We start from the raw sequence: 13017 nt of genomic DNA, 5'->3' as shown, positions 1-13017 counted from the left end.
AGAGTTATCAGACACTGTTATAACAAGTTCTATGTTTCCACCGTGAGGCTACTTGCGCTGCCTACGGGGTCCGTTGGGACAATCGTCGGACTCTTTCCTGTAACAAGAGACACCGAGAGGCAAGCCCGTGGCGTCAGGTCGGCATGGTCGGCACCGCGCGGATCCGATCGTCGAGCCCCCGCGGCGGCGGGACCGCCGCCGCGGGGTCCTGGCGGCTGTCCTCGCCGTCGTCGTGCTCGCCGGCGTGCTGGTGTGGATCGTCGGCCGGCCGGGAGGCCCGTGCTCGTCCCGCGATCCGGTGCTGGTCGGGGTGGACGCCGCGGTGGACATGGCGCCGGTCGCCATGGAGGCGGCCGAGCGGTTCAACGCGACGAAGCCGGCCGTCGAGGGGCGGTGCGTGCTCGTGCAGGTCACCGAGCAGGCGCCGGCCCCCGTCCTGCGCACGCTGATCGGTGACCAGGCCGGGGTCCTCGCCGGACGCCCCGACGCCTGGATCGCCGACTCCTCGGCGTGGATACGGCTGGCGCGCAAGCAGGGCGCGCCCAACCTAGCGCCGAGCGAGACCGTGGTGGCCACCTCGCCGCTGGTGTTCGCGACCCGGCGCTCCCTGGCGCAGCGGTTCGCCACCAAGAAGACCGAGATGAGCTGGGAGATGGTCTTCCCGGCCACGGCGCGGGGGCGGCTCCAGCCGACCGAGGACGAGCCGGACATCGTCCGGATCCCCGATCCTTCCGTGGCGGGCGCCGGCATCGCCACCGTGGCGGCGGCCAGGGACATCGCCGGCACCGGCAGCCAGGGTGACAAGCAGCTCACCGCCTTCGTCCGTATGGCCCAGGCGGGTTCGGCCCCCGACTACCGCGCGATGCTCAGCGCCGTGGACGACCGCTCGTTCTGGCAGCGACCGGTCGTCATCGTGCCCGAGCAGTCGGTGTGGCTGCACAACCAGGGACTGTCCGCCGACCCCGTCGTCGCGCTCAACCCCAAAGAGGGCACGATCGTGCTCGACTACCCGTACGTGGTGACGGCGGCCGACCCGGCCGACGCGGCGGGCGCCCGCCTCTTCGGCGACTGGATGGCCTCCTCCGAGGTGCAGGCGGCGGTGCGTCGCGGCGGGTTCCGGCTCCCCGACGGCAAGGACGCGCCGCTCGGCGCCGGCTCGGAGATTCCCTCCGGCCCGCCGAGACCGCGCCCGTCCATCACCCCGACGGTGATCGACGAGGCCCTGGACGCCTGGAGCCGCCTCGCGCCGCCGACCAACATCCTGGTGCTGGCCGACTCGGGGAAGCACATGGCCGAACCCATCGGCGAGTCCAAGAACGACACTCCTCAGTCGGTCGCGCTCAAGGCCACCCACCTGGGCCTCCAGCTCTTCCCCGGCTCGACCCACATGGGCCTGTGGGAGTTCGCCGATGGGCTGGGCGGCGACAAGGGCCACCGCTCCCTGGTCGGGCTCGGGCCGATCACCCAGCCCGATCGCGACGGCGACCAGTACACCCGCCAGAGCCGGCTGGACCAGTACACCCAGACGCTCACGGTGTACAAGAACCGGAAGAGCTCGCTCTACGACACGATCCTGGCCGGATTCCGCGAGATGACGGGGCGGTACGACCCCGCGATGAACAACGCCCTGCTCGTCATCACGGCGGGAAGGGACGACGGCGTGGGCATCTCCCGGCAGGGCCTGGTCGACAAGCTGCGCAAGGAGTGGGACCCCGACCATCCCGTGCAGATCATCGTGCTCGCCTTCGGGAAGCACGTGGACGCCGCCTCGCTGCGCGAGATCTCCGCGGTCACGAACGGATCCCTGCACGAGGCCACGACGCCCGGCGAGATCATCGACGTGTTCCTCAGCGCCCTGGCCCGCCGCCTGTGCCATCCGACCTGCGCCAAGGCCCGCTGAGCGTCAGGCTCAGCGGATGAGGGTGAAGTCCGCCGCGTCGCGCGGGGGCCGGTCGCGGGGCGGGGCGGCGGGATGGCCGACGGCGACGGCGCCCATGGGGTCCCACGAGCCGGGCAGGTCGAGGACCTCCCGCACGACGTCGCGGCAGAACATCGTGGAGGACACCCACGCCGAGCCCAGGCCCTCGACGGCGAGCTGGACCAGCAGGTTCTGCACGCCTGCGCCCATGGCGACGACGAACATCTCACGCTCGGCCGTGTTCCGGCGGTCGTCGGGGTAGGTGTGCGAGCCGTCCATCACCAGGCAGGGGACCACCAGGTAGGGGGCCCGGCGCAGGACATCACCGCGCCTGACCCGGCGGGCGATCGCCTCCTCGGTGAAGCCGGTGGCGCGCAGGTCGCGGATCCAGGCCTCCAGCATGGCGTCCAGCAGCTTCTCGCGTGACGAGGGCGACTCCAGGAGCACGAAGCGCCAGGGCGTCGTGTGGTGGGGGGCCGGCGCGCTGATCGCGGCGTTGACCGCGCGCCCGACCGCGGCGGGGTCCACCGGCGCGGAGGAGAAGTCCCTGATGGTCCGGCGGGCGAACACCACGTCGGCGGAGCCGTAGCGGAACATGTCCTCGTCGGCGGGCCGCACCAGCGGCCTGACCCCGGGGCCGTCCTCGGTGGTCACCAGGTGGGAGAGCCCGCGGACGATCGCCACGGGCACCCCGTCGAGCTTGCCCTTGACCAGCTCGGCCGCCGCCGCGATCTCGTCGGCGAGCGCGGTCACCGTGGCGGACAGGGGATTGCCGTAGGTGTCGTGCCGGCCGCGGAAGTCGTCGAGCGGCCGGACGCCCGCCGCGCCGATCGCGACGTCGGTCAGGCCGTTGCGCCAGGGGCGCCCGAAGGTGTCGGACAGGATCACCCCGACGTTCGCCTTGATGCCGGACCGGATGCGGCGGGCCGAGGCGTCGGGGTCCTCGGGGAGCAGCAGGACGGTGCCGGGCTCGGTGTTGGAGGCGTCCACTCCCGCGGCGGCCATGACGAAGCCGTGCCGGGTCTGGGCGATCACGGTCTCCCCGCGCCGTGCGACGACGCGCTCGGTCTCCTCCGCGATGGCCGCCGCGCGGCTCTCGCCCTGCCGCACCCGGCCCTCCGCCTTACTGACGATCTTGGAGGTGATGACGAGGATGTCGCCGTCGGCCAGGTCGGGCGCCGCACGCGTGATCAGCTCGGCGAGGTCGTCGCCCGGCACGACCTCGGGCAGCCCCGGCAGGCCGTGGACGCTGACGGCGCGCGCCGCTCCGGCGATCGGGCGGTCCTTCCGCCCGGACCCAGGGTGGTTCATCGGGCCAGCTCCAGCGCGGCGAGGGCGATCTCGGTGGTGGCGTCGAGATCGCTCATGAGCAGGGGGCGGGCCAGCACCCGTACCCCGTCGAGCGCGACGTCCCCGTCCTGCTCGGCGACCAGCCAGCCGTCGATCAGGCGGGAGCCGTACAGCTCCAGCACCGCCTGAGCGCTGGTCTGCACGCCGATCGCGGTGAGGCAGGCGTCGGCCATGCCGCGCACCGGGGCGCCGCCGATGATCGGCGAGACGCCGACCACGGTCTTGGCCTCCAGCGCCTCGCGGATGCCGCGGATCTGCAGGATGGTCCCGATGCTGACCACCGGGTTGGAGGGCGGCAGGATCACCACGTCGGCTTCGGCGATGGCCTCCAGCACCCCGGGCGCGGGCTTGGCGTCGTCCGCGCCCACCAGGATGATCTGCTCGGCCGGGACGGAGGCGCGCAGCCGCACCCACCACTCCTGGAAGTGGATCGCCCGCCGCCCCTGCTCGTCGTTGACGACGACGTGGGTCTCGGCGCGGTCGTCGGTCATCGGTATGAGCCGCACGCCCGGCTCCCAGCGCGTGCACAGCGCCTCGGTGATGGCCGACAGGGGATAGCCGGCGTTCAGCATCTGCGTGCGCACGATGTGCGTCGCGATGTCCTTGTCACCGAGGCCGAACCACTGCGGCTCCATGCCGTAGGCGGCCAGCTCGGCCTTGATGAGGTGGTGCTCGCCTTCCCGGCCCCAGCCCTGTTCCTCGTTGATGCCGCCGCCGAGGGTGTACATGACGGTGTCGAGATCCGGGCAGACCCGCAGGCCGAAAAGAGTGATGTCGTCACCGGTGTTGCCGATGACGGTGATCTCCGCGTGGGGGACGGCGGCGCGAAGTCCGCGAAGAAAACGGGCGCCGCCGATTCCACCGGCCAGGGACACGATGCGCATGTCGCCAAGTGTTCCATTGCCGTCTTCTTGGCTCGGCCGTGGGCCGGACGGCGGGCGAAGTGATCTGCGAAACCCCTGCTCACAGGCCTATACATGGCGATAAATACTTTTTATGGGAGGCTTGCGGGAGTACTGGGGTTGTTGGGTCTCACGCCATCAAAGTGGGCAGATGTGCGAAACTGCGGGTGCCGTATGGACCCATTGGGGGGTAGTTGTGGTCAAGATTGAGCCTGGACGGCTCCGCGAGCCTGCGGCGTGGATCATGCTTGCGGTGGTCTGCGGCCATGTCCTGGTGACGGTCGTGGACTTGTTCTTCGGTGGTCTGGGATCGTCGTTCGGCGACCGTTCCAGGTTCGCTCTCGGGGGATTGACCGCGCCGGCCTACCTGGCGCTCGCACTGGGCGCGGGCGTCCTGGTCACCAGGTTCGGCCCGCCGACCCCGCGTGCCCGCCTGGTGAACCTCGTCGCCATCGTGGCCCTCGGCGTCTCCGTGCTCTTCGCTGTCATCTGCTTGGTGCCCGTCCTGCTCAACAGCGGGGGAGCCTGGAACCTCATCGAAGCCCTGGTGCTCTACCTGCCTCTGGTGGGCCTGACCGCGCTGGGCCTTGCATACGCGCTGTTCGCCGTGTGGCCCGCCCTCCCCCCTGCGGTGGCCCGGCCGCGGAAGGAAAAGACCGGCATGCGTCCCGGCGAGGCGCCGATGCCCGGCGGCCCCGGCTACGGGCCTCAGCAGGGTTACGGCCAGCAGCCCGCCCCCCACGGCAACGGCCCCGGCTTCCACCCCGAGCAGCAGCCGTTCTACGCGCAGGGCCAGAACGGCGCGCCGAACGGCCCCTCCGGGCCCCCCGCCCTGCCCCCCGCTCCGTACGCCCCCCCGCACCCGTACGTGGCCGCCGACCAGCGGCCGGCCGAGGCGTACGCGCAGCACGCGGCACCGGGCTCCGACCCCTACGCGCAGCAGCCGTTCGGCCAGCGCGCGGACCAGCCGTTCCAGGGGGCGGAGCAGCAGTTCGCCCAGCAGGGCGAGCAGCGGTTCGGCCAGCAGGGCGAGCAGCGGTTCGCCCAGCAAGGTGAGCAGCGGTTCGGCCAGCAGGGCGAGCAGCCGTTCGGGCAGCAGCCGGAGCCGCAGTTCGGTCAGCACGGCGAGCCGCAGGCACAGCCCTACGTCCCTCAAGGGGAGTCCGGCGCCGCCCAGGGTGGGGGATACGCGCCCCAGCATTCGCAGCCGCTCGACGCCTATGCGTCGGCGCTCAGGCAGGATCCGCTCGGCCAGGGTGTCCAGGCCGACGCTCTGGCCCCGCAGGCGCCCGGGTCGTACGGGCAGCAGGCAGCGGCTCCGTATGTCCCGCAGCCCTCTTCCCCGATCCCGGACCCCTATGACCGGCAGGGCCAGTCGCAGCAGGCGCCGGATCCGTACGCCGCTCAGCCGGCGTCCCAGTACGCGCCCGCGGGGGCGGGCGGCGGTGCCTTCGGCGCCACGAACGATCCCTTCGCCACCGGCGCCCGCCAGGCCGTTCCCGTGCCGGAGCCGCTCACCTCGCCGACCGCCTTCGACAAGTCCCAGACGTACGGTCAGACCGGAGCCCCGGCCGCCGGCGCATACGGTCAGTCGAGCCCCCTGGACCAGCCGTCGACTTACGGTCAGACCGGCCCGCAGGTGAGTCCCCTGGACCAGCCGTCGACTTACGCTCAGACCGGCCCGCAGGTGAGCCCGCTGGACCAGCCGTCGTCCTACGGCCAGACCGGTCCGCAGGCGGGTCCGCCGGACCAGCCGTCGTCCTACGGCCAGACCGGTCCGCAGGTGAGCCCGCCGGACCAGCCGTCGTCCTACGGTCAGACCGGTCCGCTGGACCAGCCGTCGGCTTATGGCCAGACCGGTCCGCAGGCCGGCTCGTACGGGCAGCCGGGTGGCGGTGAGCCGTACGGCGGCTACTCCGCCGAATTCGGGCGCCAGGCCGAGCCGTCACCGCTCTACGCCGAGGCCGCCGACGCGCGCCAGCAGCAGATCGCCCATGCCTACCAGCAGGCCCAGTCCTACCAGCAGGCGCAGAGCACGGCCGGATCGCCCTCCGACACCCGCGCCGAGCAGGCCGGATCCACCGGCACGCAGGAGAGCACCGGCACCCAGCCGGTACGTTCCCCCGACTACGGCCCCGGCTATGGCAACAGCCCGTTCGGGCATCCGCAGTCGCCGCTGGACTCCCCGGGATACCCGCGCACGCCGGCGGACGCGCCGTCCTACCCGCAGCCCCAGGACCAGTCGTCGTACCAGCAGCCGGACCAGCCGTCGTACCAGCAGGCGCAACCTGCTTGGGAGGAGGCGTCTCCGGAGCGAACCGTACGGTTCGACCCGAAGGCCTTCCAGAACGACCCGCTGAACGCTCCCATGCCGCCGGCCGGCACTCCGGTGCGGCGGGACGAGCCGCTCGATCCGACGGCGATCTACACCCCGGACCGCACCTCTCAGGCAAGGCCCGAGGAAAGCGCCGGTAGAGATCAGACAGCGTCAGGTGTGGAACCGGAAGCCCGCTGGTACGGTTCCGACCGCTGAGGGCATTGAAGATCGGGGATTACAGAAGGCCGCCCCGTCCGCCGGAGGGGCGTCATATGCCGAAGACGGCCATATATTCCGCCGGGGCCTGCATATCGGGGTGAGCTGGTCTTTCCCCGGATACTGTCGTGCTGCTTGACGCCACACGCGACACACGCGTGTAATTACAGCTGTGTTGTTACGCCTTTCACAAGGTGGGTATTGAGGAAGGTGTTCCAAGGGGGGCTCCGTTGCGGAGCGGGCGGGCGATCGGCAGGAGGTGTGCATTGACCGATCTGGTCATGGCACAGGTGCTCGGCGCGGAAGAGCTGGGATGGCAGGAGCGCGCGTTGTGCGCGCAGACGGATCCGGAGGCGTTTTTTCCAGAAAAGGGCGGTTCCACGCGGGAGGCCAAGAAGGTATGCCGGTCCTGCGAGGTGCGAGCGGAGTGCTTGGAGTATGCGCTGCAGCATGATGAGAGGTTTGGGATCTGGGGAGGGTTGTCCGAGAGGGAGCGTCGCCGGATCAAGCGCGAGGCCGGCTGAGTGAACACGATGACCGCCGCACGGCGACGGTCACGATCCGAGATATGACGATCAACGCTGAGCGATCACGGTCACGGCTGAACGGCTAGGGTCAGGGGGGCCATAGCCGCAGGCCGGGCGAGGGGACGTGACCGCCGGCGCGCGTTCGGGATACCCGATTGGGAGAGTGGCCGACCCGGCATGCTCGGGGTGCCGTATCGTGATCGGCGCAAACCACACGAGCCCCCGAGGACCATCTCCGTGCAACCGCCGCGCCAATCCGTAACCGCGATCGTCGTCGCCCACGATGGCGCCCGCTGGTTGACGGAGACGCTCGACGGCGTCCTGCGGCAGACCCGTCCCCTCGACCGGGTCGTGGGGGTCGACAACGGCAGCCGTGACGGCAGCGCCAGGGCGCTCACCGAGGCCTTCGGTGCGAACAGCGTCCTCAGCCTGCCCCGCTCCACCGGCTTCGGCGAGGCGGTGGCGGCGGTCCTGGAGCGGTTGCCGCGCACCGGCGGCCAGGAGTGGATCTGGCTGCTGCACGACGACTGCGCCCCCCACCCGCAGGCGCTGGAGGCCCTGCTGTGGGCCGCGGCCGAGGACGAGAAGGTGGCCATCCTCGGCCCGAAGCTCCGCGACTGGCTCGATCGGCGCATTCTGCTCGAAGTCGGCGTCACGGTCGACCGCTCGGGTCGCCGTGACACCGGCCTGGAGCCCAGGGAGTACGACCAGGGGCAGCACGACGGCGTCCGCAAGGTGCTGTCGGTGTCCACGGCGGGCATGCTGATCCGTCGCGACGTGTGGGAGCGGCTCGGCGGTCTCGACCCGGCGCTGCCCCTCTTCCGCGACGACCTCGACCTGTGCTGGCGCGCCACGGCCGCCGGCTACCACGTCCTCAACGTGACCGCCGCGGTGGCGTGGCACGCCGAGGCGGCGACGCGCCGCAGGCGCCGCATGACCGCCAGCACCGACCACCCCCGCAGGCTCGACCGGCGCAACGCCATGTTCGTGATCATGGCGAACCTGCCGGCGCGGTCGCTTATGTGGTCGCTGGTCCGCAACATCTTCGGCTCGTTCTTCCGCACGCTTCTGCTGATCTTGGCCAAGCAGCCGGCCAACGCCCTCGACGAGGTGGTCGCGGTCGCCTCGGTGGTGGGCGGCCCTCGCCGTCTCCTGAAGGCCCGCAAGGCGAGGAAGGAAGAGAGAAAACAGGGATACGCCCTGGTCAAGCCACTGTTCACTCCCTCGGGGGCGGCCTACCGGCGCCTGGCCGACATGGTCCAGAGCTACCTGTCCGGATCGGGGCCGATCGACTCCGCGGGGCGGCACCACGCGGTGATCAGCGAGCCGTCCAATGACGACGACGGCGACGAGCTACTCACCGACGTGGGGCTGATGCAGCGCGTCTTCAGCCACCCCGGTGTGCTGCTCGGCCTGGCGCTCCTCGCCGTCACGCTGACCGCCGAGCGGTCCCTGCTCTACGGCGACCTGCTCGGCGGCGGCGCTCTGGTCCCGGTCGTGGGCGGCGCCTCCGACCTGTGGCAGTTCTACACCTCCGGCTACCACGCCAGCGGGCTCGGCTCCGACGGCTGGGCCCCGCCGTACGTCGCGGTTCTCGCGGCGCTGTCGACCGTCTTCCTCGGCAAGACGTGGCTCGCCGTCTCGGTCGTGCTGCTCGGCTGCGTGCCGCTCGCGGGCCTGTCCGCCTACGTCGCCACCCGTTCGATGATCTCCTACCCGCTCGCACGCGTCTGGCTTGCCGCGTCGTACGCGCTGCTGCCCGTGGCGACAGGCGTCGTCGCGGCCGGACGGCTCGGCACGGCGGTGGTCTTCGTCCTGCTCCCCGCCTACGCCTCCCTGGCCTCCAGGGTCATCATGGGAGAGCGGCGGAGCGCTCGCCGCGCCGCGTGGGGTCTCGGCCTGCTGCTCGCGGTCGGCACCGCGTTCGCGCCCCTGGTCTACGTCCTGGTCGCCGTGCTCGGCGGCCTCGCCGCGGTGTCGTTCGGCGGTGTGCGGCGCGGCGTCGGAGTCTCGCTGGGCATCGCCATGGCCGTGCCGGTCGTCCTGCTGTTTCCCTGGCTGGTCCAGATCGCCGGCGATCCAGGGCGCATCATGCTGGAGGCCGGTCTGCACCGTCCCGGGCTGGCCGACCCGCGCCTCCCGGCCGACGCCCTGCTGCTGCTCAGCCCCGGTGGCCCCGGCATGCCGCCCGTGTGGGTCACCGGCGGCCTGATCGCCGCCGCGCTCGCCGCCCTGATCTTCCGGCGGCACCAGATGGTGGTCGTCGTGGGCTGGGGCGTCACGGTCTTCGGCATCCTGGTCGCGATCGTGGTCAGCCGCGTCCCGGTGGCGGGCGTCCCGGCCTGGCCCGGCGTGCCGCTGGCGTTCGCCGCGACGGGCCTGATCGTGGCGGCGGCCCTCACCGGCCACCGCATCGTCGAGCTTCGCGAACGCGGGGGCCTGCGCCGGGTCGCCGCCGCGCTGATGGTCCTCGTGGCCTGCGGCACGCCGGTGGCCGCCGCGGGCCTGTGGATGAAGGACGGCACGCGCGGACCGCTCCAGCGGGGCGTGCCCAGCGTGATCAGCGACTTCGCCGCCGCCAGTTCCACCAAGGGCGAGGGCACGGTCGTGCTCCGCTCGGGGACCGACGGGCGGCTCACCTTCACCGTGCTGCGTGGCCGCATCCCCCTGATCGGCGAGACCGACCTTCCGGTGCCCGCCGCGATGCGTGAGCGGCTCTCGGGCACCGTGGCCGGCATGGCCTCCGGGCGTGGCGGCGACGACGCCCTCACGCTCGCCACCTACGGTGTGCGCTTCGTCGCCGTGCCGGCTCCGGTCGACGCCAAGGTGCGGCGCTCCCTCGACTCCGATCCCGCCCTGGTCCGGGTGAACCTCTCGCCGAGTGCCGGGCTGTGGCGCCTGGTCCGGCCTCTCGGCCGCGCCTACCTCGTGGACAAGGCCGGGGCGCGCACCCCCGTGCCCTACACCGAGACGGCGGGCGGCGGCGTGACGGCCACGGTCCCGGCCGGCCAGGGCGAACGCACGCTGGTGCTGGCCGAGCCCGCCGGCGGGTGGACCGCCACGGCCGGCGGCTCCAGCCTCGATGGGCGGACCGTCGACGGCTGGGCGCAGGGCTTCGCAGTCCCTCCCGCCGGTGGCCGCGTGGCCATCGAATACCCCGCCTTCTGGCACGACGTGTGGCTGTGGGCCCAGGTGGTGCTCGTGATCCTGGTCCTGGTCCTCGCCTCTCCGGGCGCTCGCAGCGTGGAACCCGTCGAGGACTACGTCGAGATGCCGGTCGAGCGGGCGGCCGAGGGAGTGCTGGTCCGATGAGGTTGCTGATCGAGAACCGCTTCGGGTTCCTCGCCTTGGTCCTGATCGCCCTGACGGCACTGTTCGGCGTGGCCGCCGTGACCCGTCCCGGCGTCGCCGCCTTGCCCGCCGTCACCCCCGGCAGGGTGGCGGTGGAGTCGGTCGCGACCGTCTGCCCCGACCCGGGGGGCGCACGCGTCAGCACGATCACCCCGCCCGGGGGCAAGGGCAGGGGACGCACCACCATCACGGAGATCAAGGCCAAGGCCGCGCCGCCGGCGACGCTCGATCAGCCAGGTCTGCTCTGGCAGCGCGAGGTGCCCGAGAAGTCGGGCCCGCTGGCGGTCGCCGGTTCCGGCGCGATGGCCGCGGGACTGGAGGCCACGCAGACCACCAGGCGGACCGACGGCGCCCGCCGCGGGCTGGCCGGGGTGCGGTGCGCCGAGCCCGGCTCCAGCACGTGGTTCGTCGGCCCCGGCCCCGCCGCCGCCGACGTCGTGCTCTACCTGACCAACGCGGACGAGGCCGAGGCCGTCCTGGAGGTCATGGTCTACGCCGGCGAGGGTCCGGTGGTCAGCGACACCGGCAACGGCTTCGTGCTCAAGCCTGGCGAGCAGCGCACGATACGGGTGGGCGACCTCGCGCCCTCGCCTCTGGTCATGGCCGTGGAGGTGCGCACCATCAGCGGGCGGGTGGCGGCCGCCGCGCGGGTGGTCGTCCCGAAGGGCAAGGGCACCGACTGGCTGCCGGTGTCGGCCGAGCCGTCGACCAGCGTCGTCGTCCCGGGGATCCCCGGCGGAGGAGGCAGGCGCGAGCTGTACGTCACGGCCCCCGGGGAGGCCGACACCGTCGTGCGCGTGAAGGCGCTGACGGCCGACGGCTTCTACGCCATGAAGAACCGCGAGACGATCGAGGTGGCCGCCGGGTCCACCGGGTCGCTCGACCTGTCGACCGGCATCGGCGGCCAGCCCTCGGCCATCGTGCTCACCGCCGACGTCCCGATCCTGGCGGGCATGCTGGTCACGGGCACCGGTGCCAAGCAGGACATCGCGTTCAGCGCGGGGGCGCCGCCGATCGACATCGGCAGCGTGGTCGCCGACAACCGCAGCGGGAAGAAGATCTCGTCCCGGCTGATCCTTTCCGCGCCGGCCGCGGCCGGGAAGGTGCGGGTGCAGACGCTGCCGAAGCGGGGTCCCGCACCCGCGCCCGTGGACGTCGCGATCGCCGCGTCGCGAACCAAGGAGATCAAGCTCGCTCCGCCGGGAGGGCGCGGCGACTACAGCGTCGTGGTACTGCCCCTGCCCGGCTCGGGGCCGGTGTACGGCGGCCGGGTGATGGACGAGAGCACGGCCGGCGGGCTGCTCGTCACCGCCCAGCCCCTGGCCCTCGCCCGCACCTGGGCCATCGTCCCGAGGACGATCGAGTCTCCCGCGGTGGTCCTGCCCTGAACGCCGCTTCAGTGGCGGTCGTCGTAGCCGGGGTCGACGGTGTCGGGCGAGAGCCCCAGCAGGTTGGCGACCTGCTCGACCACCACGTCGTGCACCAGGGCGCCCAGCGTGTCGCGGTCTCTGGCCCGCGCCTCCAGCGGGCGGCGGTAGACCACGACCACGGGCGCGGAGCCGCCGGCGGCCGGCTGGACCCGGCCGAAGGGGATGGGGTCGGAGGAGAGCCTGCCGGGCCCGTCGATCAGCTCGTCGGCCGGGGGCACCTCCTCGACGGCGAACTCGACGGAGGAGAGCTGCCCACCCCACTTCGGCTTGAGCCGGTCGACCGCGTCCAGCACGAAGTCGTCGAAGCGCTCGCTTCTGGCGCGCGCGATGGGCACGTGCGACGGGGCGAGCGGACCGCGCATGCCGCGGCCGTGCCGGTCGCGCCGCCGCGGGCCGTTGGGGCGGGCCTTGCCGCCTGGGGCCGAACTCACACAGCAAGCCTAGATCGTGCTTCTCCGATCCCGCGCCCACTCCCCGAGGTGCGGATGGCACGTGTCCGAATTGTGGCGACACGCTCGTTAAGAGCTGTCAGGTGGTGGCAATGTGAACGCGGACCGGATACGGTCCCTCCGTGAGCCCCGTCCGCAGCTGTTCCCGTACCGCCTGCAGGCAGCCTGCCGTCTTCACACTCACGTACGTCTACGCCGACTCGACCGCCGTGCTCGGGCCGCTGGCCACGTACGTCGAACCACACTGCTACGACCTGTGCGCGGACCACGCGGAGCGGCTGACGGCCCCGCGTGGGTGGGAGGTCGTCCGGCTGCCGTCGGAGGCGGGGCAACCGAGCACCGATGACCTGGAGGCCCTGGCCAACGCCGTGCGCGAGGCGGCCAGGCCGGCCCCGTCCTCGGGAGAGCCCGTCGGACAGGGCGTGGAGGTCGGCCGGCGCGGTCACCTCCGGGTCCTGCGGTCCGCCCAGCAGAACCTGGAGCGCTGAGGCGCTCCGGTCCCCGCGTGGACCGTCACCCAGTAGGCTCGGTCCGAATGGACGTGACTAGGTGCGGAG

9 protein-coding genes are annotated in these 13017 nt (G+C 72.2%); 6 read left to right on the top strand and 3 right to left on the bottom strand.

Going from position 1 to position 13017, the window contains the following annotated elements; all coding sequences use genetic code 11:
• Window positions 1-127 precede the first annotated feature (127 nt).
• On the top strand, window positions 128-1900 hold the full coding sequence (locus ABD810_RS29095; RefSeq protein WP_344947463.1) for a substrate-binding and VWA domain-containing protein: 1773 nt from the start codon (window positions 128-130) through the stop codon (window positions 1898-1900).
• A gap of 9 nt (window positions 1901-1909) precedes the next feature.
• Here ABD810_RS29095 and ABD810_RS29090 read toward each other — a convergent pair whose 3' ends face one another.
• Both ABD810_RS29090 and cofD read right to left on the bottom strand, forming a co-directional pair.
• On the bottom strand, window positions 1910-3229 hold the full coding sequence (locus ABD810_RS29090) for a coenzyme F420-0:L-glutamate ligase (RefSeq protein ID WP_344947460.1): 1320 nt from the start codon (window positions 3227-3229) through the stop codon (window positions 1910-1912).
• On the bottom strand, window positions 3226-4152 hold the full coding sequence (cofD, locus tag ABD810_RS29085) for a 2-phospho-L-lactate transferase (protein WP_344947457.1): 927 nt from the start codon (window positions 4150-4152) through the stop codon (window positions 3226-3228). The genes ABD810_RS29090 and cofD overlap by 4 nt, the downstream gene beginning before the upstream one ends.
• Before the next feature lie 214 nt (window positions 4153-4366).
• Between cofD and ABD810_RS29080 the strand changes: the two genes are divergently transcribed.
• The 4 genes from ABD810_RS29080 (at window position 4367) to ABD810_RS29065 (ending at window position 11969) form a co-directional block, all read left to right on the top strand.
• On the top strand, window positions 4367-6703 hold the full coding sequence (locus ABD810_RS29080) for a hypothetical protein (protein ID WP_344947454.1): 2337 nt from the start codon (window positions 4367-4369) through the stop codon (window positions 6701-6703).
• A 281-nt stretch (window positions 6704-6984) separates the two neighbouring features.
• On the top strand, window positions 6985-7227 hold the full coding sequence (locus ABD810_RS29075) for a WhiB family transcriptional regulator (RefSeq protein ID WP_114031515.1): 243 nt from the start codon (window positions 6985-6987) through the stop codon (window positions 7225-7227).
• A gap of 240 nt (window positions 7228-7467) precedes the next feature.
• The gene (locus tag ABD810_RS29070) at window positions 7468-10542 is read left to right on the top strand and encodes a glycosyltransferase family 2 protein (RefSeq protein ID WP_344947451.1); all 3075 of its coding nucleotides are present in this window, start codon (window positions 7468-7470) and stop codon (window positions 10540-10542) included.
• On the top strand, window positions 10539-11969 hold the full coding sequence (locus tag ABD810_RS29065) for a DUF5719 family protein (RefSeq protein ID WP_344947448.1): 1431 nt from the start codon (window positions 10539-10541) through the stop codon (window positions 11967-11969). Before ABD810_RS29070 ends, ABD810_RS29065 begins: the two co-directional genes overlap by 4 nt.
• Before the next feature lie 8 nt (window positions 11970-11977).
• Here the strand turns inward: ABD810_RS29065 and ABD810_RS29060 are convergent, their stop codons facing one another.
• On the bottom strand, window positions 11978-12442 hold the full coding sequence (locus ABD810_RS29060; RefSeq protein WP_344947445.1) for a metallopeptidase family protein: 465 nt from the start codon (window positions 12440-12442) through the stop codon (window positions 11978-11980).
• A 140-nt stretch (window positions 12443-12582) separates the two neighbouring features.
• Between ABD810_RS29060 and ABD810_RS29055 the strand changes: the two genes are divergently transcribed.
• The gene (locus tag ABD810_RS29055; protein WP_344947442.1) at window positions 12583-12948 is read left to right on the top strand and encodes a DUF3499 domain-containing protein; all 366 of its coding nucleotides are present in this window, start codon (window positions 12583-12585) and stop codon (window positions 12946-12948) included.
• The last annotated feature ends 69 nt before the right edge of the window (window positions 12949-13017 follow it).

This window comes from Sphaerisporangium flaviroseum (assembly GCF_039537005.1).
GTDB lineage: Bacteria > Actinomycetota > Actinomycetes > Streptosporangiales > Streptosporangiaceae > Sphaerisporangium > Sphaerisporangium flaviroseum.
This window is presented reverse-complemented; position numbering and strand designations above follow the sequence as displayed.